This window comes from Aeromonas sp. TW 6 (genome assembly GCF_013168745.1).
In the GTDB taxonomy this organism is placed as follows: domain Bacteria; phylum Pseudomonadota; class Gammaproteobacteria; order Enterobacterales; family Aeromonadaceae; genus Aeromonas; species Aeromonas caviae.
Map to the genome: position 1 here is coordinate 14,431 of NZ_JABERS010000008.1, position 21,616 is coordinate 36,046.

The 21,616-nt window shown below is 63.6% G+C and carries 19 protein-coding genes; 7 read left to right on the forward strand and 12 right to left on the reverse strand.

Going from position 1 to position 21,616, the window contains the following annotated elements; translation table 11 throughout:
- Positions 1–48: 48 nt before the first annotated feature.
- Positions 49–741 (reverse strand): response regulator, encoded by a 693-nt coding sequence (locus tag HKD46_RS05670; RefSeq protein ID WP_039039279.1) that lies wholly within the window; start codon positions 739–741, stop codon positions 49–51.
- 3 nt (positions 742–744) lie between these two features.
- A complete protein-coding gene (locus tag HKD46_RS05675; protein ID WP_041213369.1) occupies positions 745–2,310 on the reverse strand; it encodes a sensor histidine kinase in 1,566 nt (521 codons plus the stop codon).
- Between the two features lie 258 nt (positions 2,311–2,568).
- Between HKD46_RS05675 and slyA the strand changes: the two genes are divergently transcribed.
- From slyA to HKD46_RS05695, 4 genes are all read left to right on the forward strand, one after another.
- A complete protein-coding gene (slyA, locus tag HKD46_RS05680) occupies positions 2,569–3,042 on the forward strand; it encodes a transcriptional regulator SlyA (RefSeq protein WP_053288156.1) in 474 nt (157 codons plus the stop codon).
- A gap of 1 nt (position 3,043) precedes the next feature.
- Positions 3,044–4,099 (forward strand): HlyD family secretion protein, encoded by a 1,056-nt coding sequence (locus HKD46_RS05685; protein WP_010673458.1) that lies wholly within the window; start codon positions 3,044–3,046, stop codon positions 4,097–4,099.
- 10 nt (positions 4,100–4,109) lie between these two features.
- Positions 4,110–5,138 carry a DUF2955 domain-containing protein gene (locus tag HKD46_RS05690; protein WP_010673457.1) on the forward strand — a complete coding sequence of 343 codons (1,029 nt, stop codon included), beginning with the start codon at positions 4,110–4,112 and terminating at the stop codon, positions 5,136–5,138.
- A gap of 183 nt (positions 5,139–5,321) precedes the next feature.
- Positions 5,322–5,681: an MliC family protein gene (locus HKD46_RS05695; RefSeq protein ID WP_161470777.1), complete on the forward strand. Its 360-nt coding sequence runs from the start codon at positions 5,322–5,324 to the stop codon at positions 5,679–5,681.
- 58 nt (positions 5,682–5,739) lie between these two features.
- Here the strand turns inward: HKD46_RS05695 and HKD46_RS05700 are convergent, their stop codons facing one another.
- The 4 genes from HKD46_RS05700 to nrdD form a co-directional block, all read right to left on the reverse strand.
- Positions 5,740–6,126: an energy transducer TonB gene (locus HKD46_RS05700; protein ID WP_053288154.1), complete on the reverse strand. Its 387-nt coding sequence runs from the start codon at positions 6,124–6,126 to the stop codon at positions 5,740–5,742.
- A 140-nt stretch (positions 6,127–6,266) separates the two neighbouring features.
- On the reverse strand, positions 6,267–6,437 hold the full coding sequence (locus tag HKD46_RS05705) for a YqaE/Pmp3 family membrane protein (protein ID WP_010673454.1): 171 nt from the start codon (positions 6,435–6,437) through the stop codon (positions 6,267–6,269).
- Between the two features lie 57 nt (positions 6,438–6,494).
- Positions 6,495–7,004 carry an anaerobic ribonucleoside-triphosphate reductase-activating protein gene (nrdG, locus tag HKD46_RS05710; RefSeq protein ID WP_171865015.1) on the reverse strand — a complete coding sequence of 170 codons (510 nt, stop codon included), beginning with the start codon at positions 7,002–7,004 and terminating at the stop codon, positions 6,495–6,497.
- Between the two features lie 113 nt (positions 7,005–7,117).
- Complete coding sequence (gene nrdD, locus HKD46_RS05715; protein WP_171865016.1) at positions 7,118–9,235, reverse strand: anaerobic ribonucleoside-triphosphate reductase; 2,118 nt, start codon at positions 9,233–9,235, stop codon at positions 7,118–7,120.
- Between the two features lie 438 nt (positions 9,236–9,673).
- Here nrdD and HKD46_RS05720 point away from each other — a divergent pair, with 438 nt between their 5' ends.
- Positions 9,674–10,657: an ABC transporter substrate-binding protein gene (locus tag HKD46_RS05720; protein ID WP_102948799.1), complete on the forward strand. Its 984-nt coding sequence runs from the start codon at positions 9,674–9,676 to the stop codon at positions 10,655–10,657.
- Positions 10,658–10,722: 65 nt separating this feature from the next.
- On the opposite strand, the gene ligA is transcribed toward HKD46_RS05720, so the two are convergent.
- From ligA to HKD46_RS05735, 3 genes are all read right to left on the reverse strand, one after another.
- Positions 10,723–12,729, reverse strand: coding sequence for an NAD-dependent DNA ligase LigA (ligA, locus tag HKD46_RS05725; RefSeq protein ID WP_171865017.1), 2,007 nt, complete (start codon positions 12,727–12,729; stop codon positions 10,723–10,725).
- A 98-nt stretch (positions 12,730–12,827) separates the two neighbouring features.
- Complete coding sequence (zipA, locus tag HKD46_RS05730) at positions 12,828–13,964, reverse strand: cell division protein ZipA (protein WP_111896665.1); 1,137 nt, start codon at positions 13,962–13,964, stop codon at positions 12,828–12,830.
- A gap of 15 nt (positions 13,965–13,979) precedes the next feature.
- Complete coding sequence (locus HKD46_RS05735; RefSeq protein ID WP_113977727.1) at positions 13,980–17,354, reverse strand: AAA family ATPase; 3,375 nt, start codon at positions 17,352–17,354, stop codon at positions 13,980–13,982.
- A 110-nt stretch (positions 17,355–17,464) separates the two neighbouring features.
- Here HKD46_RS05735 and cysZ point away from each other — a divergent pair, with 110 nt between their 5' ends.
- Entirely contained in the window at positions 17,465–18,229 is a 765-nt protein-coding gene (cysZ, locus tag HKD46_RS05740) for a sulfate transporter CysZ (RefSeq protein ID WP_052814897.1), read from the forward strand.
- Between the two features lie 134 nt (positions 18,230–18,363).
- On the forward strand, positions 18,364–18,978 hold the full coding sequence (locus HKD46_RS05745; protein ID WP_010673446.1) for a trimeric intracellular cation channel family protein: 615 nt from the start codon (positions 18,364–18,366) through the stop codon (positions 18,976–18,978).
- A gap of 102 nt (positions 18,979–19,080) precedes the next feature.
- Here HKD46_RS05745 and HKD46_RS05750 read toward each other — a convergent pair whose 3' ends face one another.
- From HKD46_RS05750 to HKD46_RS05760, 3 genes are all read right to left on the reverse strand, one after another.
- Positions 19,081–19,332, reverse strand: a complete 252-nt coding sequence (locus HKD46_RS05750; RefSeq protein ID WP_010673445.1) for a hypothetical protein — start codon at positions 19,330–19,332, stop codon at positions 19,081–19,083.
- Between the two features lie 103 nt (positions 19,333–19,435).
- Positions 19,436–19,981, reverse strand: a complete 546-nt coding sequence (locus HKD46_RS05755) for a DUF882 domain-containing protein (protein WP_052814334.1) — start codon at positions 19,979–19,981, stop codon at positions 19,436–19,438.
- A gap of 148 nt (positions 19,982–20,129) precedes the next feature.
- Positions 20,130–21,611 (reverse strand): murein L,D-transpeptidase, encoded by a 1,482-nt coding sequence (locus HKD46_RS05760; RefSeq protein WP_052814335.1) that lies wholly within the window; start codon positions 21,609–21,611, stop codon positions 20,130–20,132.
- Between the last annotated feature and the right edge of the window lie 5 nt (positions 21,612–21,616).

Below are 21,616 nucleotides of genomic sequence, written 5' to 3' on the forward strand. Positions count from 1 at the left end.
GCGCGGCATGGTGTGCGCGGCCTCTTCGGCGTTGTGCCAGCGGCGGGGTCACGACTCCCGGCGCCAGTGGTAGCGCCGCTCCGGGCGGCCACGCTGGCCGTAGTTGAGCTCCACGTCCAGCCGATCTTCTGACTCCAGAAACTCCAGGTAACGGCGGGCCGTAGTGCGACTCAGGGAGAGGCGCAGGGCCACGGTGTCGGTGGAGAAGGTGTTGTCCGGCTCCCCCGCCAGCAGGTCCAGCACCTGGCGCAGGGTGATGGCGTCGATCCCCTTGGGGGTTTCCCGCGCCTCCCGCCCCTGGTTGCGCGCCTTGCCCATCAGGCGGTCCAGATCGCTCTGGGCCAACTCCCCCGGCTCGCACAGGCGGCGATGCAGGACCAGGATCTCCTCCAGGCTCTGCTGGATGCGAAACAGCCGCAGCGGCTTGATGACGTAATCCTGGACTCCCAGGTTGAGGGCCTGCTGTATGGTCTCCACGTCGCAGGAGGCGGTCACCATCATCACCATCACCTCCCGGTTGTGGCTGCGCAGCCGGCTCACCCACTCCAGGCCCGAGCCATCGGGCAGGGAGATGTCGACCATCAGCAAGCGGGGCTCGCTCCCCGCCATCAGGCGATCCGCCTCGGCCAGGGTGCCGGCCCGCCCCATCAGGGAGAACCCGGCCGTGGAGGAGACCAGCTCCCCCAACATGGCGCCTATCCGCTCGTCATCCTCGATAATCAGCGTGAAGATTGGCTTCATGACTTACACCAATTGGTTTTTATTCAAATAGATACCGAACAGGGTCGTCTGCTCGGCGGTGCGGCGCCATTCTATCACGCCCCCCCGCCTGGCCACCGTCTTCTTGACCAGGAAGAGGCCGACCCCGTGATCCCCGGTCTGGCGGCTGACACCGTAGTCGAACAGGTGATCCGCCAGCGCCTCGTCCACCCCCTCGCCACTGTCCTCCACCTCGATCACCAGCCGCCGCCCCAGATCATCGAGGGAGAGCAGCACCCTGGGCGCGGCGTGCTCGCGGTTCCCCCAGGCGGCGCGAATGCCGTTGTCCAGCAGGTTGCCGATGCAGGTGATGAGATCCGCCGACACCTCGGCCGGATACTCCCCGAGGGCCGACCCCGCATCCAGCACCAGCTCCACCCCCAGCTCCCGCGCCCGGCTGAACTTGCCGAGGATGAGCCCGGCCACCGGCTTGTTCTCGATGACCCGCAGCAGATCCTGCAACATGTTCTGGCAGGCTTCGTTCTCCTGCTGGATGAGGTCTACCGCCTGATCCACGTGGCCGAGCTGGAGCAGGCCGGAAAGGCTGCTGAGCTTGTTGGCGAATTCATGGGTCTGGATACGCAGCATCTCGCCGTACTGGCGCAGGTGGGTCACCTGCATGCCCAGGCTGCCAGTGCCGTCTGGCCGGCTGAAGATGAGCATGCGCCCCGGCTCGCGACCGCTGAGCTCCTGCCAGTGGCCGACGAAGTCATCCCCCTGCACGGTGAACCTGACCGCCCCCCCTTGCTGCAACGTGGGCACGAGGCCGGGGGCCAGCTCCGCCAGGGAGCGACCCAGCAGGGCGTGGCGCCCGGTGCCGGGCAGTCGCAACTGATAGAAGGCGGCGCTGTTGAGCATGGTGATCCTGTGCTGGTTGTCCAGGGCCACTATCCCCTCCGAGATCCCCTCCAGCACCAGATCCTGCTGGGCGAAGCGATTGGCGATGGTTTCCGGCTCCAGATCCAGCAGGGTGCGGCGCAGCAGGTGCTGCACCCAGAGCGCCAGCAGCAGGCCACACCCCAGCACCGCCGCGATGGCGCCGACCAGCAGGGCGATCCGCTCCTGATAGGTGCCCTCCACGGTGCGCATCAGATAACCTACCGCCACCGCGCCGATGGCCTGGCCATCGGGCCCCACCACGGGAGCGAAGCAGCGGATGGCGGGGCCCAGGGTGCCCACGTCCCGGGAGCAGTAGCTCTCGCGCGACTGGAGTGCAGGCCAGATGTCCTCCCCCCGGAAGGTCTGGCCCACCAGCTCGGGGGAGGGGTGGCTCAGGCGCCTGGCATGTTCGTCGGTCACCACCATGTAGGCGGCGTCGGTGCGGCTGCAGATCCCCTGCACATAATCCCGCAGCCCGGGATCGCTCCCCTTCTCCAGGGCCTGGACCACCCGGCTGTCTGCCGCCAGCACCCGGGCCAGATCGCTCCCCTTCTCCTTCAGGTTGTTCTCCAGCAGGTGGCGCATGAAGAGGGCGAGCAGACAGCCCAGGATCAGGATCAGCAGTAGTGACAAGCCAAGCGAGAGGGTGACTAGCTGGTGGCGCAGTTTCATCGTTCAACCTTGCAGCGGACGGGAAAGCCCAGGGTGAGGGTGTCCCCCGGCCGGGTCAATGGCCAGCCTGGCGCACCTCAAAGGTGGCCACTCTAGCGCCTCCCCCGGCCGTTGTCGGTTAGCTGGCCCGCAAAGCCATATAAAAACTTAAACACCACGGCCCGGGCAAAAAACCTGAACGTGAGCTGTATCACACTATTTACTTAGCCTGCGAAATAAATATAATGCTTCGCAAGCTAAGTAATTGAGGTGCCCGTCATGAAAAAGGATCTGGAGATGTTGCGAGAACTCTCCCTCGCCGAGCAGCTGGGGCGACTGCACCGGCTCTGGCGCACCGTGGCCGATCTCGAGCTGGCACCTCTGGGGCTCACCCATCCCCGCTGGACCGCCCTGTGGAAACTCAGCCGCCTCGGCGGCCACCTCAGCCAGAAGACCCTGGCCGAGGCCCTGGAGATAGAGCTCCCCTCCCTGATGCGAACCCTGGGTCAGCTCGAGGATCAGGGGCTGGTCGAGCGCCACTGCTGCAGCCAGGACAAGCGGGCCCGCATCGTCACCCTGACCCCGGCGGGCAAGGCGCTGCTCGATCAGATCGAGGGCCGCATCATCGCCGTGCGCCGGGAGCTGCTCACCGGCATCAGCCAGCAGGAGCTGGCCCAGTTTGAAGACATTGTGCACCGCATCTCCGCCAACGCCCTCGGCAAGATAGCCGCACAGCATGAAGAGAGAGAATAAGATGACACCGGATCAACAATTCAAGCGCTGGATAAAGTGGGCCATCGTCTGCTTCGTCCTGGTGTTTGGCTACTTTCTGCTGGCCGACATCAAGATGCCCCTGACCCCCCAGGCCATGGCCACCCGGGTCGTCACCCGGATGGCCCCCCAGGTCAGCGGCAAGGTGGTCGAAGTCGCCGTCGCCAACAACCAGCACGTCAAGCAGGGGGATCTGCTGTTCGCCCTCGACCCGGAACCCTTCCAGCTCGCCGTGGATCAGGCCAGGCTCGCCCTGGATCAGGCCAGGCAGCAGAACCGCCAGCTGGACGCGACCCTGACCGCCTACGAGGCGGAGTACAGCTCGCTGCGCACCCAGGCCGACCAGAAACAGCGGGAAGCGGCGCGCATCGACGCCCTCTACCGCCGTCACATGGTCTCTGAACAGCAGAAAGATGACGCCGACAGCGCCGCCCGCACCGCCCGTGCTAACCTGCTCGGCAGCCAGGCCCGGGTAGAGCAGGCCCGCGTCAACCGCGGCTTGCCAGGGGAAGACAACCTGCTGCTGCGCCAGGCCCGCAACCGCCTCGCCCAGGCCGAGCTCAACCTCGCCTACAGCCGGGTTCATGCGAGCCAGGACGGCATCATCACCAACCTGCAGCTCAAGCCTGGCAGCGTGGCCAATGCGGGCTCCCCCCTGCTGGCCCTGGTCTCCGAGCAGGTGGACGTGATCGCCGATTTTCGCGAGAAGAGCCTGCGCCACGTCAGCGCCGGCAGTCAGGCCCTCGTCGCCTTCGACGGCGAGCCCGGTCGCCTCTATCCTGCCCGCGTCGCCAGCCTGGATGCCGGGGTCAGCGCCGGCCAGTTTGACGCCAACGGCCAGCTTGCGAACCCTGTCGAGTCCGATCGCTGGGTGCGGGATGCCCAGCGCCTGCGCCTGCACCTGACCCTGGAGCAACTGCCCGCCCACCTGCCGGCCGGGGCTCGCGCCACGGTGCAGCTGCTGCCGGACAACACCCTGACCGGGCTGCTGGCCCGCGGCCAGATCCGTCTGCTCAGCCTGCTGCACTACATCTATTGAGATGACGACCATGAACCTGTGGCACAGACCCCTCACCCCCAACGAACTGCGCCAGTGTCTGCGCATCGCCTTTGGCTGTACCCTGGGGTTTGTGCTGTGCAAGATCTTCGGCTGGAGCAACGGGGTCTTCTTCACCGTCACCCCGGTGCTGCTGCTCGGCCTGGTGCCGGTGATGAACGGTCACGCCGCCCGCCAGCTCATCGCCTCCGCCGCCATGTGCGGTCTGGAAGTGGGGCTGCTCGGCGGCCTGTTCGGCGGCCACCCTGGGCTCATGACCCCCCTGGTCTTTTTGCTCTTCCTCTACCGTTTCGCCGCCATGTCCCGGGGCAGCCTGTTCCTGTTCGGTGCCAACGGGGTGCTCAGCCTCAGCATCATGCTGCACTTTGCCAGCTACCCCGGGATTGATCTGAACGACCTCATCTTCAGCAACCTCTGGGCCAGCGTCCTGTCGGTGCTCATCGCTTATCTGATGACGGCCCTCATTCCGGACGTGGAGGAGCGCCCCAGGCCGGCCCCCTCCCCCAAGGCGCCGCACCGGATGCGCCACGAAGCCCTGCTGGGGGCGTCCATCGCGACCCTCTCGTTCCTGGTGTTCCAGATCTTCGATCTGCGCGACTCCATGTCCGCCCAGGCCACCACCCTGCTGCTGCTCTTCCCCATGCACTGGAACGGCGCCCTGGACTATGCCCGCAAGCGGGCCATGGGCACCCTGCTGGGGGTGAGTTTCGGCATCCTGGGGCAGCTGGTGCTCTATGACTGGTCCGGCTTGCTGCTGCTGGTGACCCCGGTGCTCTGGCTCGGCGCCATGCTGTTCAGCTATGCCCATGTGAAGGAGGCGAGCGGCTCCGGAGTCGGCTTCGGTGCCCTCACCACCCTCGGCATCCTGTTCGGCCAGTACCTGACCCCGGGTAACGACCTGGTGTTCAGCGCCCTCTATCGGGTGAGCAGCATCCTCTTTGCCATCGTGGTCACCTTGCTCGCCTGCTACCTCATCCACCGGCTGCTCAATCGCTTCGAGGCGACACGGTTCGGCCACTGACCCTTTTCTGCAGCCATTGGACGGCTCCCTTTCGCCCCGCTTGCCTGCCGGGGCGTTTTTTTGCCTGCTCCACGGACCAGAGGGAGACGGACGCATCCCGACGCAGGGCTCCCGCCACGAGGTTGCAGTTGTGCCTCATCCTGTTAGGCTCAAGGCCATATGACACCGTTGTGAGGATCAAACATGAAACACGCCAAGCTCTTTCTACTGGGGGCGGGCGCCATCACCCTGCTCGGCGGCTGCGATCTGGGCAGCGGCAAGCTGGGAGTGACCGGCGGCGATCCCGTCACCTACCTGTGTGAACAGAACCAGAAAGTGCAGGTTCGCTACTTCTCCCTCTCGGACGATAGCCTGAACTTCGTCAAGCTCTCCCTCCCCGATGGCAAGGATTACACCCTGCCCCAGGCGGTTTCCGCCTCCGGCGCCCGCTATACCGACGATCACGAGGTGGTCTGGTGGAACAAGGGCAAAGAGGGGTTCGTCGAGATGCGTGATGACGCCGGGGAGTGGCAGAGCCGCTACAACGACTGCAAGGAGCAGTGATCCGCGCCGTCATGGCACAGAGCCCACACGAAACACCCCGGCCTGGCCGGGGTGTTTGTCATTTCACTTCCACTTCGAATCGGGCCACAACCCGAGCCGGAATGGCTTGCTGATTCTGCTCCGATGGCCGGTAGCGCAGCTGCGCCAGCCCGGAGATGGCGATGAGATCCAGCACGCCGGGAGGCTGGGACTCCAGTACCTCTGGGCTGAACAGCGTGCCATTGGAATCGATGAGGTAGCGAAGGGTCACATACCCCTTGACCGGCCTCTTCGCCGGCAGCCCCCCGACCGGGTTAAAACTGATGGCATCCCCCACCAGCACCCAGTATTCGGGCAGCGTTTCCCAGGTGACATCCACCGGAGGCTGATTCAGCTTGGCGGTGGGGCTGGCACAGCCCCCGAGCAGGGCCAGGACGGCCCACAGCAACAACCCTTTCACTCGCACTCGACATTCCCTCTTCGTTGTATCGCTCGATTCCATGAGCGACGCGCCAGTGTCAGGCAAAGGGGCTCATCCGGGAAGCCCCCATCTGGCAGGCAAAAAAAAGCCAACCCCGGAGGGCTGGCCTTGTGATCTCTCACGGCTCAGGCGCGCTTGTCGCTTACCACCAGCCAGAGGGCATGAACCATGCCGGGCAGACCGCCCAGCAGGGTCAGCACTATGTTGATGAGGAAGTGGAGGCTGAAGCCTACCTGGATAAAGGCGCAGACCGGGGGGAGAAAGATGGCCAGCAGGATCTTGAGCAGATTGTTCATCGGGATTCCTCGTGTAAACAGCGCTTGGGGTTGGCCTAACCATAAACACCCAAGGCCTCAACTGCAAACCAGACAGGGGATCCGCTCTCCTCCTTTTCGCCAGGCGTTGAGGTCGTGAACCATCTGATTGCGGCTGCCACGCCACAGCAGGCCGGGATCCGCCAGGGCCTTCTCGAACCTGCCGTCCACCAGCACGTCCAGCAAGGCCACCAGCTCGCGCTGGGCCGGCGAAAGCTCATCCAGGCGATAGCCGGTCCAGCACCAGATGTCTTTGCCGGGACACTCGGCCCGCACCCGTTTCACCAGCGCCAGCACGTGGGGCACGTTGGCCGGGTGGAGCGGATCGCCGCCGGAGAGCGACAGACCCCGGCGCTTGATGCGGCTGTCGTTGAGATCCTGGATGATGCGATCGCTCATGGCCTCATCGAACGGCCTGCCGCCATCGAGGCGCCAGGTGCTCTGGTTGTAGCAGCCAGGGCACTGGTGCTCGCAGCCCGACACGAACAGGGTGGCGCGGGTGCCGGGGCCGTTGATCACGTCGACCGGGTAGTACTGGTGGTAGTGCATTCGAGTTCTCTGGGTTAACGGCCAACCCCCTCCCAACCTCCCCCTTCGAAAGGGGGAGGAGCTTCTTTGCCCCCTCCCCTGCCAAGGGGAGGGCTGGGGTGGGGTCTGCTCGCTTACATATGCTTGACCCGGCGCTTCACCTCTTCCTGCTTGCCCGCGTTGAAGGGGCGCGCATCCGGGCTGCCGAGATAGCCGCACACCCGGCGGGTCACCGACACCTTGGCCGGGTCGTGGTTGCCGCAGCGCGGGCAGGTGAAGCCCTTGGAGGTGCACTCGAACTCGCCGGTGAAGCCGCAGTCGTAACACTCGTCGATGGGGGTGTTGGTGCCGTAGTAGGGCGCCTTGTCATAGCTGTAGTCCCAGACGTTCTCGAGCGCCTCCAGGTTGTGCTGGATGTTGGGGTACTCGCCGTAGCAGATGAAGCCGCCGCTGGCGATGGGCGGATAGGGCGCCTCGAAGTCCAGCTTGTCGTAGGGGTTCACCTGCTTCTCCACGTCCAGGTGGAAGCTGTTGGTGTAGTAGCCCTTGTCGGTCACCCCGGCCACCACGCCAAACTCCTTGGCGTCGATGCGGCAGAAACGGGTGCAGAGGTTCTCGCTCGGGGTGGAATAGAGGCTGAAGCCGTAGCCGGTCTCCTCCTTCCACTCGTCGGTGGCCGCCTTGAGCCGCGCGATGATGGCGATGGCCTTCTGGCGCAGGGTCTCGCTGTCGAACAGGTGGACGTCTGTGCCATAGAGGGCGTTGATGGTCTCGTGTACCCCGATGTAACCCAGCGAAATGGAGGCGCGGCCATGTTTGAAGATCTCGCTGATGTTGTCATCGGCCTTGAGGCGCACCCCGCAGGCCCCCTCCATGTAGAGGATGGGGGCGACCCGGGCCTTGACCCCGTCGAGGCGCTTGATGCGGTACATGAGCGCTGTCTTGGCCACCCGCAGGGCGGCGTCCAGCTTGTCCCAGAAGTCCGCTTCATCGCGGGATTTCAGGGCAATGCGCGGCAGGTTGAGGCTCACGACCCCCAAGTTGTTGCGCCCCTCGTGGACCAGCTCGCCATTCTCCTCGTAGGCACCGAGGAAGGAACGGCACCCCATGGGGGTCTTGAAGGAGCCGGTGACCTTGACCACCTGGTCGTAGTTGAGGATGTCCGGGTACATACGCTTGGAGGCGCACTCCAGGGCCAGCTGCTTGATGTCGTAGTTGGGATCGCCCGGCCGATGGTTGAGGCCGTCCTTGATGGCGAACACCAGTTTCGGGAAGACGGCGGTCTTCCTGTTCTTGCCAAGGCCGGCGATGCGGTTGCCGAGGATGGCGCGCTGGATGAGGCGTGACTCCCAGCTGTCCCCGAGGCCAAAGCCGAAGGTGACGAAGGGGGTCTGGCCGTTGGCGGTGTGCAGGGTATTCACCTCGTATTCCAGGGACTGGAAGGCGTCGTGGCACTCCTTCTCGGTGCGGGCCATGGCATAGGCATCCACGTCCCTGATCCCCCACTCCTCGGCCACCTCCCGGTGCTTGTGCCAGCTGATGGTCACATAGGGTGCCAGCACTTCGTCGATACGGTTGATGGTGGTGCCGCCATAGATATGGCTCGCCACCTGGGCGATGATCTGGGCGGTCACCGCAGTGGCGGTGCTGATGGATTTGGGGGTGTCGATCTCCGCGTTGCCCATCTTGAAGCCGTGGGTCAGCATCCCCTGCAGATCGATCAGCATGCAGTTGAACATGGGGAAGAAGGGGGAGTAGTCGAGATCGTGGAAGTGCAGGTCGCCGCTCTCGTGGGCCTGCACCACGTCACGGGGCAGCATGTGACTGATGGCGTAATGCTTGGCGACGATGCCCGCCAGCAGGTCACGCTGGGTCGGGATCACCTTGGAGTCCTTGTTGGCGTTCTCGTTGAGCAGGGCCGCGTTGGTCTGCTCCACCAGGCCGCGGATCTCCTGGGCCAGGCGGCCACGGGCCTCGCGGGCCTGATCCCGGTCGTGACGGTACTCGATGTAGGCGCGGGCGATAGCCTTGTCGTCGGATGCCATCAGGTGGTTCTCGACCCGGTTCTGGATCTCGTGGATGTCCACCTCGCCGCGCCCTTCCAACTCCTGGCAGACCGCGTTTGCGATGCCCGCAGCCAGCGCCGGGTTGGCCTGATTGACCGCTTCCGCCGCCCGGCTCACCGCCTCGGCGATCAGTTGGCCATTGAATGGTGCACGACATCCATCGCGTTTGATCACTACCGGTTTCATCGAATATCCCCGCATTAAAGGCCTGGCGGCCACCCTCGGCTCGCCCTATGGAGTCCCCTTCCCCGCACCTGTCCCCGGCGCAAATAAAATCAGCCGGGGCTTGCAACACCTGGGCTGACACTGAGAGGGTGACGACTTATACACAGCTTAACAACACAACATATGGGTATTTTTATTTCACTAACCCCTATATGTGGGGCTATTAGGCACCAAAGCGATACCCTGTTTCTTGATCCAGAACAGGTTTTGGGAGGAGTGGGGCAGTTCACAACCAGCGTCAAAAGGGGCTTTTTGAGCCTACCCCAGACGGGGGGCGGGCTGGCGCCTCATCCGCCCGGCCAGAAAAAGAATTCCCCCTCCGACAGTAGTTGACCGGGACAGCGCTGCACCAAAATGGACATAATGGGTGACGACTCTCCCTGTCCATCTGGAAGCGACATGACCAACCCTCCCTTGCGGCTGTTGTTACTGCTGCTGTGCACCCTCCCGCTGCGGCTGTGGGCCGCCGAGATCCTGGTGATCAGCAGCTACCACCCCGAATACCTGTGGGACAGAAGCTACAGCGCCAGCCTGGAGGCCCACCTGGGTGGCCACCACCGCTTCGACTACTTCTACATGGACACCAAGCGCCGCTCTCCTGACGACTTCGACCGGATCGCCGAGCAGGCGCTCGCCTACTACCGGCAGAGCAAGCCGGAGCTGGTGATCCTCGGCGATGACAACGCCATCAACTACCTGGCCAGAGACATCGCCGCGCTCGGCACCCCTGTGGTGTTTCTCGGCATGAACGAGAATCCGCGCCACAAGGGGCTGGTCGGCCATCCCATGATCACCGGCGTGCTGGAGCGCCCCCTGCTCAAGCGCAACATCAGCGAGATGAGCCAGATGATGGGGGGGATCAAGAAGGCACTGGTGCTGTTCGACTCGAGCAATGTCTCCCTCACCGCCATCGAGGACGAGTTCAGGAGCCAGACCGAGCTGCGCATCGGCCAGACCCTGGTCAACAGTCAGCTGATCGGCAACTACGGCCTGTGGCAGGAGGCCGTGCTCGGCGCCAGGCAGAGTGGCCATGACGCCATCTTCGTCGGCCTCTATCACACCCTCACCGACGATCAGGGCAGGCACGTGGACGAGCAGCAGGTGCTGGCGTGGACCAGCGCCCACAGCCCGGTACCGCTGTTCTGTTTCTGGGAGTTTACGGTGGGCAAGGGCAAGGCCATCGGCGGCCTGGTGCTGGATGGCCGCGATCAGGGGGCCAAGGCAGCCGAGCTGGTCAACGCCATCCTGGCGGGGGCCCAGCCCAGGACTCTGGCACCGCGCGCTGCCCTGCGCGGCGAATATGTCTTCAGCAAGAGCGAGCTGGCCCGCTGGCAACTCACCCTGCCCGACAAGTGGCGCTACAAAATACTCTGGCGTGAGTGACGCGCCGCCCCAAACAAAGAACCCGGCCACAAGGCCGGGTTCTTTCAAGTGAGAGGGAGAGCGCCTCAGCCTTGCAGCGCCTGCTGCAGCTCCTCTTCGGTCCAGATGGTGATGCCGAGCTCCTGGGCCTTGGCGAGCTTGGAGCCCGCCGCCTCACCGGCCACCAGCACATCCGTCTTGGCCGACACCGATCCCGCTACCTTGGCACCGAGCGCCTGCAGCGCCGCCTTGGCGTCATTGCGCGAGAGCTGGGTGAGGGTGCCGGTCAGCACGAAGGTCTTGCCGGCAAACGGCTGCTCTGCGGCTTCTTTCTTCTCGATGGCCGGCCAGTGGATGCCGGCGGCCAGCAGGGCCTCCAGCACCTCCACGTTGTGGGGCTGACGCAGGAAGTAGTAGACGTGCTTGGCCACCACCTCGCCTACGTCCGCCACTGCCAGCAGCTGCTCCACGGACGCAGCGCGCAATGCATCCAGGGTGAGGAAGTGGTTGGCCAGGTTCAGCGCCGTCGCCTCCCCCACCTCGCGGATGCCGAGGGCAAACAGGAAGCGTGGCAGCGTGGTGCTGCGGGCCGCATCGATGGCCGCCACCAGGTTGAGGGCCGACTTTTGCCCCATCCGCTCGAGGCCGGCCAGCTGGATGGCGTTGAGGCTGAACAGATCCGCCGGGGTCTTCACCAGCCCCTTGTCCACCAGCTGCTCGACGATCTTGTCGCCGAGACCGTCCACGTCCATGGCGCGGCGGGCGGCGAAGTGCTTGATCGCCTCCTTGCGCTGCGCCTCGCAGAACAGGCCGCCGGAGCAGCGGGCCACCGCCTCCCCTTCCAGCCGCTCCACCGCGGAGCCACACACCGGGCACTGGGTCGGGAACAGGATTTCCCGGGCATCCGCCGGGCGCTGGGCCTCCACCACGGCCACGATCTGCGGGATCACGTCCCCAGCCCGGCGCACGATCACGGTGTCGCCGACCATGACGCCGAGGCGCGCGATCTCGTCCGCATTGTGCAAGGTGGCGTTGGAGACGGTGACGCCGCCGACGAACACGGGTTTGAGCTTGGCGACCGGGGTCACGGCGCCGGTGCGGCCGACCTGGAACTCGACGTTCTCGAGCAGGGTCATCTCCTCCTCCGCCGGGAACTTGTGGGCGGTGGCCCAGCGCGGGGCGCGGGCCACGAAGCCGAGCTCCCCTTGCAGGGCAATGTCGTCCACCTTGTAGACCACGCCGTCGATCTCGTAGGGGAGCTCGCCACGGCGGGCCAGGATGTCGTCATGGAAGGCTTGGCAACCGGCGGCGCCCTCTTTCAGCTTCACCTCGGGGCTGAGCGGCAGGCCCCAGGCCTTGAGCTGCATCAGGCGACCGTAGTGGGAATCCCCTAGGGCGTCGCCCCCAACTCCGACGCCGTAGGCATAAAAACTCAAACGGCGGTTGGCTGTAATTCGAGAGTCCAATTGCCTCAGACTCCCTGCAGCAGCATTACGTGGATTGACAAAAACTTTCTCACCTGACGCTGATGCTCGTTCGTTCAGATCAACAAAATCCTTCTTTCTCATGAAGGCTTCGCCACGAACCTCCAAACGTACAGGCCAATCCTTACCCTGAAGAGCCAGGGGGACAGATCTAATAGTTCGAACATTGTCAGTAATATTCTCCCCAACTCGGCCATCACCACGAGTTGCGGCTTGAACTAATATTCCGTTTTCATACAGCAAGCTAACTGCAAGTCCATCCAGCTTTGGCTCACAACAAAACTTCAAAGTACTAGTCGACTTTAAGCGCCCTTCAATACGATGAACAAAATCATCAAGGTCTTCATTATTAAAGACATTATCCAAACTGAGCATAGGAACTTCATGTGTCACTTGCCGGAACTCAGGCAAAGGTGCACTTCCAACACGTTGACTTGGAGAAGAAGGAGTTCGTAACGAAGGTTGCTGTTTCTCGATATCAAGCAGTTCACGCATCAGACGATCGTATTCGGCGTCCGGTACAGTGGGCTTGTCCAGCACATAGTACTGGTAGCCATAGTCGGTGAGCAGTTCACACAGTTGACGGTGGCGGGAGAGGGTATCGCTCATGGAAGAGTCTCGAAGTGTGATGGAACATTCAGTCTGGGGCACAAATAAAAATGCGGCACCGGGGTACCGCACTTTTCATGGTCAACGCCCGGGGCGCATCAGTCGCGGCTGGCCTCGTAGGCTGCCAGCTCGTGGCGATAGCGGGCGATGTCGTCGTCGCTCAGCGGGCTGCGCGAGGCGTCGGTCAGCATGGCATCGAGATCGCTGGCCAGCTGATCGGCCGCCTGCAACATGTGCTCGAACGCGAAGGCCGCGTTGCTGCGCAGGGGCAGCTGCATGAAGAGCGACACACCCGGGGTGCTGAACTGCTCCATCCGGTACGGGTTGAAGGTGCCCGGCTTGACCATGTTGATCATGGAGTAGAGCACTTCGCCCTTGCCGCCGAGATCCTCGTGGCGGTGGAAGATGTCCATCTCGCCAAACTTGAATCCGAGCGCCAGCAGGGAGGAGAGCAGGGTCGCCCCTTGCAGATCGTGGCCAGGACGCGCCATCAGGTTGATGACATAGACATCCTGCCAGATCTTCTCGACCGGGGCGGGAGCAGGCTCAGGCTCGACCGCGCGGATCGGCTCTTCGTAGGCCGGCTCGTCATCGTAGGCGGGCTCTTCATACGCAGGGGCAGGCTGGGCATAGCGGGGCGCCTGCTGCGGCGCAGGAGCGGCCTCGCGAGCACCGAAGGTCGGTGCCTGGGCATAGGCAGGCTCCACCAGCGGCTCTTCATCCAGCGGCTGCATCATGGGTTCGCGCTGAGGACGGGAACGGTGCACCGGCGTGCGGCGGATCACCTGGGCAGGCTTGCGCACCGGCGCGGCAGGGGCCTCTTCAACAGGGGCGGCAACCGGCTCGTCATAGTCCTCTTCTTCCTCATACATAGGCTGAGGGGGGACAGGGCGAGCGGCAGGCTTGCGCACCACGGGAGGCGGCAGATCGGCGTCGTCATCTTCATCATCAAAGGCGGGAACGGGGGCGACACGGCGGGGTTCGGGCTGACGGGCCTCGTCGCTGCGCAGTTTGGGCTCGGCACGACGGCCACCGCTCACCACACGCACCTGACCGATGCCATCGCTGTCGAAGGCGTCGTTGTCACGCTCACGGGACTTGGACTCCATCCGACCCAGGGGTTTCTCCTTGATCGGTGCCTGACGATTCTTTCTGTTGCTCCACAACCCGTGAATGAGCAATGCCGCGATGGCAATACCGCCCAGGGCAACCAAGATGTAACGCAATTCCTGCATTAGCTGCTTCTCTTTCTAGTTTTGCTCAGCCAAAGCGACGGCTTCACCGATATCGACCGACACTATGCGCGAAACCCCGGGCTCTTGCATCGTGACGCCAACCAGCTGCTCGGCCATCTCCATGGAGACCTTATTATGACTGATGTAAACGAACTGTACTGTGCTCGACATCTCTTTGACAAGAGAACAGAAGCGACCGACGTTCACTTCATCGAGCGGTGCATCCACCTCATCCAGCAGACAAAATGGTGCTGGATTGAGTCTGAAGATGGCAAAAACCAGCGCAAGGGCGGTTAGCGCCTTCTCCCCCCCGGAAAGCAGGGCAATGGTAGCATTCTTCTTGCCCGGAGGTCTTGCCATGATGCTCACTCCGGCCTCCAAAAGATCATCCGAGGTCAGCTCAAGCCAGGCACTGCCCCCCCCGAACACTTTTGGGAACAGGGATTTTAAATCTTCATTGACCTTATCGAAAGTGTCGCGGAAGCGTATTTGTGTTTCTTTATCAATTCTTTTAATGGCTTGGCTCAAGGTGTCGAGGGCCTGCTCCAGATCCTGGCACTGATTTTCCAGGTAGCTTGAACGGGTTTTCGCCTCCTCATACTCCTCCAGTGCCGCCAGGTTGATGGCGCCAAGCGCCTCCACCTGCGCCTCCAGCGTCTGGATCTCCTGGCGCAGCTTGCCGCGATCAGCGGCAATCAGCACCGCCTGATCGAGGTCCACCAGGCGCACGCCCAGCTCTTCGAACTGCTCGTGCAGTCCCTGCCTGCGCGTCAGGTTGCGCTCGCGCTCGAGCCGCAGAGTCGCCAGCTTCTCCTGAATTTTCACCAGCTGCTTGTGATCGGCGCTTCTGGCCTGCTCCAGCTCGGTCAGCTGACGATCCAGCTCCGCGAGCCGCTGGTGACAGGCCAGTTGCTGCGCCTCAAGATTGCGCTGTTCGACCAGCAGGGGCGACAGATCCTGACTCGGAGCGGCCCCTGGCTCCTTGAGTTCCGCCAGCTCCAGGCCGAGACGGGCCAGCTCCTGCTCGCGCAGCGTGATGAGCTGGCGCTGGTTCTGCTGTTCCAGTTGCAACCGCTGGCAGGCCGCCTGCTGCTGCTCCCGGCGAAGGCGCACCTCTTCCAGCGCCCGCTCCGCCCCGCTCACCTGCTCCTGGGCGAGCAGCAGCGCCTCGGCGAGTACCTCCCCCTGCTCCTGCAGCTCGCCAAGGGCCGCTTCATCCTGCTCAAGCCGCTCCCCGGCCGACGCCAGCCGCTGCGCCTCCTCAGCCTGCTCCTTGTCGAGCCGGGCCAGCTCTTCCCCCAGCTGGCCCAGGCGCTGCAAGCGCTCCTGGCGCTGCCCCTCGCGCAGACTCCAGGCTTCGCGCAGTTGCTGCCACCGCAGCTCCTGCTCGCGCAGGGTGTGCTGAGCCAGCTCATGGGCACTGTGCAGCTGGGCCCGCGCTGCATCGGCGGCGGCAAGCTGCTCGTCGAGTCTGTGCAGCGCCTCCCGACCCGCGGCCAGCTCGGTGTGCAGCCGCTCACGCTCACCGAGCAGCGCCAGCGTACCGAGGGCCATGCCCTCCCCCAGATCCGCCCAGTTGGGGCCGAACCAGTCGCCGGCGGGAGTGAGCAGCGACTCACCGGCAGAGAGGCTGTGCAGGCGGGACAGCGCCTCCTCCCTGCTCTCTGCCAGCCAGATGGCATTGAGGAAAGCCGGAATGTGCTCGCCCCCCAGTTGCGCCGCCAGGGTACCGGCCCTGGCTGGCTGGACCGGGCCAATCCAGAGTCCGGGTTGCGCCAGGTTGCACTCGTCCGCCGGGATTGCGGTGAGCCAGCGGCCGAGCACCTTGTCCAGCCCCCGGGCCCACTCGGGGGGAACCTGCAACCGATCCGCCAGGGTCGCGCCCGCCATCTGCTCCCCCAGGATCTGATCCAGGGTGGCGAGGCGCGCCTCCAGCTCGCGCAGCAGGCCCTGCTGGCGACCCTGCTCTGCCTTGAGCTCTTCATGGCGCGACACACCGGCCTGCCACGCTGCATCGGCTTCCTCATGGCGGGCGCGGGAGAGCGAGAGTTCCGCCGCCAGGGCATCGAGCGCCGGTTGCAGGTTCTCCCCCTCCCCGCCAAGGGGCCCGGCCTGTTCGTCTTCCAGCTTGAGGCGGGCAAGCCGGGTCTTGGCCTGCAGCTCCTGCAGGCCATTCACCTCGGCGCGGGTCTGGTTGAGCCGCCCCTGCAACTGGCCCAGCTGCTGCTGCCACAGCTGCTGACGCTGGCGCGCCTGCTCGAGCCGATCGCCCGCAGCCGCACGCACGCTCTGCTGGTCGGTAAGCAACTGCTCACACTGCTCGAGGCGCGCCGACGCCACCTCCCCCTGCAACGTGCTGTCGCCCAGTTGCTCTAGCTGGCCGGCCAGCTGGGCCTTGAGGCCGTCGATACGCTCGCCGAGGGACTGCCGCCTCGCCTGCCAGTCGCGGCCCAGCTCGCTCTGGTGCAGTTGCTGCTGCTCAAGGCGAGCGATAGCCTGCCCACCGAGAAAAATCTGTTGCTGGCGGCTCGCCTGCTCGGCCTGCGCCTCCTGGCGGGCCACCGACAGGGTGACGTGACGCCCCTCGTCGGCGGTGCGCTTGGCATCGAGGGCCGCCAGCGCCTGTTCAGTCTGGGCCAGTTCGGTCTTGGCTTCGCCAAGACGCGTCTCCAGCGCCCACAGTTCAGAGCCGATCAGTTCGCTGCGGGCCGCGCGACTGCGACTCTTGAGCTGCTTGTAGCGCTCGGCGGTCTCAGCCTGGGCCTTGAGGTGCTCGAGGCGTGAGCCCAGTTCGCCACGGATATCGCCAAGGCGTTCCAGGTTCTCCTGGGTATGGCGGATACGCTGCTCGGTCTCGCGGCGCCGCTCCTTGTAGCGGGAGACCCCGGCGGCCTCTTCCATGAACAGCTTGAGATCGGCGGGGCGGGACTCCACCAGCCGGCTGACGGTGCCCTGTTCGATGATGGCGTAACTGCGGGGCCCAAGGCCGGTGCCGAGGAAGAGGTCGGTCACGTCCTTGCGGCGGCACTTCTGGCCGTTGATCTGGTAGTGATTGGAGCCGTCGCGCAGCACTTCGCGGCGCACCGAGATCTCGGTAAAGCGGCCGAACTCGCCGGGTACCCGGTTGTGGGGATTGTCGAACACCAGCTCCACCGAGGCGCGGCCATGGGCGCTGCGGTTGATGGAGCCGTTGAAGATGACGTCGGTCATGTTCTCGCCGCGCAGATGGCGGGCGGAGCTCTCCCCCAGCACCCAGCGCACGGCGTCGATGACGTTGGATTTGCCGCAGCCGTTGGGGCCCACCACGGCAGTCATGTCGGCGTTGAGTTCGATGCGGGTCGGCTCGACAAACGACTTGAAACCGGCGAGTTTGATCAATTTCAGACGCATGGCGGCCTATGTGGGTAACGAAATAAAGAGGAGGCGGGCAGGCGACTTTACCAAATCAAAGGCTTGTTTGTAATATGCTGGCACTTTCCCCATTCACTGATGGATCTCACATGAGCCAATCACCCCACATGGTCAAAGATTCGGTCAGCGGTGCAGACTACTTCCTGCGCGGCTTCTCACTCATCCGCCAGCCCGGCATCCGCACCTTCGTGCTGATCCCCCTGCTGGTCAACTTCGTGCTCTTTGTCGGTGCCTTCTACGCCCTGTTGCTACAACTGGACGGCCTGTTCGCCTGGCTGCACCAGCAGATCCCGAGCTGGCTCTCCTGGCTTGATTACCTGCTCTGGCCCATCGCCCTCATCACCATACTGGTGGTCTTCTCCTTCATCTTCAGCTCGGTGGCCAACTGGATAGCTGCCCCTTTCAACGGCCTGCTGGCAGAGAAGGTGGAACAGATCCTCACCGGTGAAGCCATGAATGACACCGGCATGCTGGATGTGGTGAAAGATGTGCCCCGTACCTTCGGCCGCGAATGGACCAAGCTGAAATACTATCTGCCCAAGGCCATCGGCTGCCTGATCCTCTTCCTGATCCCGGTAGTGGGCCAGACCCTGGCACCCGTGCTCTGGTTCCTGCTCAGCGCCTGGATGATGGCGATCCAGTATGTCGATTATCCGTTCGACAACCACAAGATCGGCTTCATCACCATGCGCGACGCCCTCAAGCAACGTCGTGGAAAGTGCCTGAGCTTCGGCGCCCTGGTGACCCTCTTCTCCGCCATCCCGGTGGTGAATCTCTTCGTGATGCCGGTGGCCATCTGTGGCGCCACCGCCATGTGGGTAGACCAATACCGCAGCGAGCAACTTGGACGCTGAACCGCGTCATCATGATCAAAAGAGGGGGCGAAAGCCCCCTTTTCATTACTTAATCTAATGCATAGCCAAGATAGCTTGTCGCCCCAGCGCAGGGTTGTTAGGATGCGGGCCTTTCTCGCACCCTGGGATATCTCATGTTACATGCACTCTTCTTGCTCGGCCTGGTGGCCGAAGGGATGACTGGCGCGCTGGCAGCGGGTCGGCGACGGATGGATCTGTTTGGCGTCGTGATCATCGCCTCGGCGACGGCCATCGGTGGCGGTACCATTCGGGATGTGCTGCTGGGCCACTATCCCCTGCTCTGGGTCGAGCACCCCGAATACGTGCTGCTGGTGGCGGGCGCCGCCATGGCCGGGGTCATCTCGGCCCCGCTGATGCGCTACCTTGGCAAGCTGTTCCTGGCGCTCGATGCCCTGGGGCTCGTGGTCTTCTCCATCTTCGGGGCTGCCCGGGCGCTCGAGATGGGCCACGGGGCCGGCATCGCCTGCATCATGGCCGTGGTGACCGGCGTGTTCGGGGGGGTACTGCGGGACTTGCTGTGCCAGCGTATCCCGCTGGTGTTCAAGCGCGAGCTCTATGCCGCCGTCTCGCTGATCACCGCCGCGCTCTACTGCTTTGCGCTGCACCATGGGCTGCCCAACGACTGGGCCGCTTTCGGTGCCATCGGCATCGGTTTCGTGCTGCGGCTCCTGGCGGTACGCTTCAAATGGGGACTGCCCACCTTCAACTATCAGTACGCCACCCATTGAACACGCCAGTTCCTGGCCATATCGCACGGATAACGAGCAACAAAAAAGCGCCATACGGCGCTTTTTTGTTGGGCATCGGCAAATCGGCAAGAGAGTAAAAGGTCAGTTGATCCCTTCCGAGCTGAAGAAGGTCGCCTTGTCGGCGATGAAACGCACCTTGATGTTCTTGCCTTCCCCTCCCCAGACACAGCTCGTGGTGCCGAGAGCATCGTCGCAACGCTCGGCCTTGCCGAGGATGGCGCTCGCTTCGGCATAGCTCATCCCGACTTTCAGCTTGTCGTAGCTCTCGCGGTTGAGCTTGCCGCAACCAGTCAACAACAGGGCGATGAGCCCCCCGATCACAATCTGCTTCATCTTTCTCTCCTCTGGCTGGAGTCCAGAGCCTAGCAGCTTGGTCCCCCTCAATGCCAGCGGCAAAAAGACACAATCGGCACTCAACCCTTGAGGAAATCCCGACTCACCAGCTACGAACGGGGCCTGTGTCCAGGTGCACGAAGTTGTCGGAAGGGTAATAACCCACACCGCCCACCTTGAGGTTCAGGGCGGCCTTGCGCAGGTGCGCCAGCTGCACGCCGGGGATGCGCACGTCAACCGCCTGCCCCAGGGTGTGGTAGCTGTGCTTGGCAACACCGCGACTCTTGCGCCGCTTCTGCTGATTGGTGGTCGGGGAGCGATAACCCGAGATGAGCTGGATTTCGCCGTGGCGCCCCAGCTTGTGTTGCAGCAGAAAGAGCTGATCGAACAGCTTTCTGTCGATGTTGAACACTTCGTTGCGACGGTAGTCACGGAAAATATGGTTGAGCTCCGCCAACCCGTCACTCAGATAGTGGCCATCTTCCCAATAACTGGCGCGTACCCGCTCGCCGGTATTGAGGTTGAAGAAACTCAGTTCCCGTCCCGAAGTGCTGCGGCTCGCAAGCGCAGGGAACGACAGCAGGCTGGTCCCCATCAGGCAACCCGCCCCCAGCAGCAGACGGCGTCGGCTTATCTCTTGTCCCAGCATCCGTTGTCCGTCCATCTCATGGTGAAGTCACACAGGTGAATGAATTTGATACAAGGGCCGAAACTACCTGCCAGAAAAAGCGCTGTCAAACCCCATTCACCCATGAAAAAGCCCGGCACGGGCCGGGCTTGTCACTCTGTGGCGAGGATCACAGCAAGCGGCTTTGATAGCTGACTCTGTCGAATCCGTAGATATCGTTGCGCAGTTGCTGACGTCCCTCTTCATCAATCCAGCTGCTCCAGTAGACGGTAAACACCGGGATAGGGTTGCTCAGGGGCAGCCACTTGGTCTGGGTCTCTTTCAGGATGCTGGCTACCTTGTCCGGCTGATAGCGGGAGTCCGCCAGCAGCAGCTCTGCCAGATCGTCGGCGTGTTCCACCCGGATGCAACCCGAGCTGAAGGCACGGGCCCCCTGCTCGAACAGCGCCTTGCGCGGGGTGGAGTGGAGATAGATGGCATCGTTGTTAGGCAGATAGAACTTGTAGCGACCCAGGGCATTGTGATCCCCCGGCTTTTGCCGCAACCGGTAAGGGAAACCGGAGGCCAGCGCATGGTGCCAGCCATCTTCGCTGAACTGCACCGGATTGCCCTCGCCGTCGATCACCTCGAACTGTTCGCGATCCAGGTAGGCAGGATCGCGCCCGAGCTTGGGCAGAATGTCCTTGCTCAGGATGGAGCGCGGCACGTGCCAGGCCGGGTTCAGCACGATGGAGCGGATCTCGCTGGCGAGGATGGGGGTTGCCCGCTGCTCCTTGCCGACGATGACCCGACTAGTGAAGACCTCGCTGCCCGACTCCACCACGCTCAGGCGGTAGTCCGGAATGTTGACCAGCACATAGCGACCGGCAAGGTGATCCACCAGATCACGGCGCCACAGGTTGCGAACCAGCAGGCTGGCGCGCACCTCGGGGCCGGTATTGAGCCAGCTGCGGGTCTGACGGCCGATGATGCCGTCGGCGGTCAGGCCGTGGCGGCGCTGGAACTGCTTGATGGCCTGTTCGGTCTCGGGATCGTAGAGGCTGTCCTGGTGAGTCGGGGCACTGTCCCCCAGTTCGTTCAGGATGGAGCGGATCTGGCCGAGCTCGGTCGAGCTCTCCCCCGCCCTCAGGGTCGGCATGGAGAGGATGGGCCAGTGCTTGGCCATGGGCATGGCCAGCAGCTTGCGCACTTCTTCGCGCACGGCGTCGTATTCCGCCACCTGTGGCCTGAGTTGCCTGACCTGCTCCAGCAGATTGTCTCCCTGGGGAGCATGGGCCAGGGGGCGGTTCAGATCCAGCTTGAGGGTCTGCATCTGTTCGCGCGCGACCAGATCCATCCCTCGCCAGGCCTGCTGGAACCGGGCCAGCTTGCCAAAGGCCTCATCGTAGAGGGCACCGCGCCGATCCGCCGGGGTCTTTTGCAACTGCTGCCAGAGGCGGTAGAAATCCGGATGCAGCTGGGCCAACACCGCTTCCTGCAACTGCTGTTCAAGCTCATGACGAGCCTGCTCGGCCACCTCGTTCTGATACCAGTCATGCTGGATGCTGGGACTGGCCACTACCGCCTGTTCCGTGCTGGCATGAACCATGCTGGCCGGCCAGCAGCCCAGCCAGATGAGATTCGCCAATGCCAACCAATACTTCTTACCCATGCTTC

Bases quoted from the DNA above. Each gene is read 5' to 3' on its own strand.
- ligA (WP_171865017.1), bottom strand. From the start codon at position 12,729: ATGAGCGATACCCTCTCCCGCCACCGTCAACTGTGTGAACTGCTCACC.
- HKD46_RS05695 (WP_161470777.1), top strand. From the start codon at position 5,322: ATGAAACACGCCAAGCTCTTTCTACTGGGGGCGGGCGCCATCACCCTG.
- HKD46_RS05720 (WP_102948799.1), top strand. From the start codon at position 9,674: ATGACCAACCCTCCCTTGCGGCTGTTGTTACTGCTGCTGTGCACCCTC.
- HKD46_RS05675 (WP_041213369.1), bottom strand. From the start codon at position 2,310: ATGAAACTGCGCCACCAGCTAGTCACCCTCTCGCTTGGCTTGTCACTA.
- zipA (WP_111896665.1), bottom strand. From the start codon at position 13,964: ATGCAGGAATTGCGTTACATCTTGGTTGCCCTGGGCGGTATTGCCATC.
- nrdG (WP_171865015.1), bottom strand. From the start codon at position 7,004: ATGCACTACCACCAGTACTACCCGGTCGACGTGATCAACGGCCCCGGC.
- HKD46_RS05755 (WP_052814334.1), bottom strand. From the start codon at position 19,981: ATGCTGGGACAAGAGATAAGCCGACGCCGTCTGCTGCTGGGGGCGGGT.
- HKD46_RS05760 (WP_052814335.1), bottom strand. From the start codon at position 21,611: ATGGGTAAGAAGTATTGGTTGGCATTGGCGAATCTCATCTGGCTGGGC.
- HKD46_RS05705 (WP_010673454.1), bottom strand. From the start codon at position 6,437: ATGAACAATCTGCTCAAGATCCTGCTGGCCATCTTTCTCCCCCCGGTC.
- HKD46_RS05690 (WP_010673457.1), top strand. From the start codon at position 4,110: ATGAACCTGTGGCACAGACCCCTCACCCCCAACGAACTGCGCCAGTGT.
- HKD46_RS05670 (WP_039039279.1), bottom strand. From the start codon at position 741: ATGAAGCCAATCTTCACGCTGATTATCGAGGATGACGAGCGGATAGGC.
- HKD46_RS05685 (WP_010673458.1), top strand. From the start codon at position 3,044: ATGACACCGGATCAACAATTCAAGCGCTGGATAAAGTGGGCCATCGTC.
- cysZ (WP_052814897.1), top strand. From the start codon at position 17,465: ATGAGCCAATCACCCCACATGGTCAAAGATTCGGTCAGCGGTGCAGAC.
- slyA (WP_053288156.1), top strand. From the start codon at position 2,569: ATGAAAAAGGATCTGGAGATGTTGCGAGAACTCTCCCTCGCCGAGCAG.
- HKD46_RS05750 (WP_010673445.1), bottom strand. From the start codon at position 19,332: ATGAAGCAGATTGTGATCGGGGGGCTCATCGCCCTGTTGTTGACTGGT.
- HKD46_RS05735 (WP_113977727.1), bottom strand. From the start codon at position 17,354: ATGCGTCTGAAATTGATCAAACTCGCCGGTTTCAAGTCGTTTGTCGAG.
- HKD46_RS05745 (WP_010673446.1), top strand. From the start codon at position 18,364: ATGTTACATGCACTCTTCTTGCTCGGCCTGGTGGCCGAAGGGATGACT.
- nrdD (WP_171865016.1), bottom strand. From the start codon at position 9,235: ATGAAACCGGTAGTGATCAAACGCGATGGATGTCGTGCACCATTCAAT.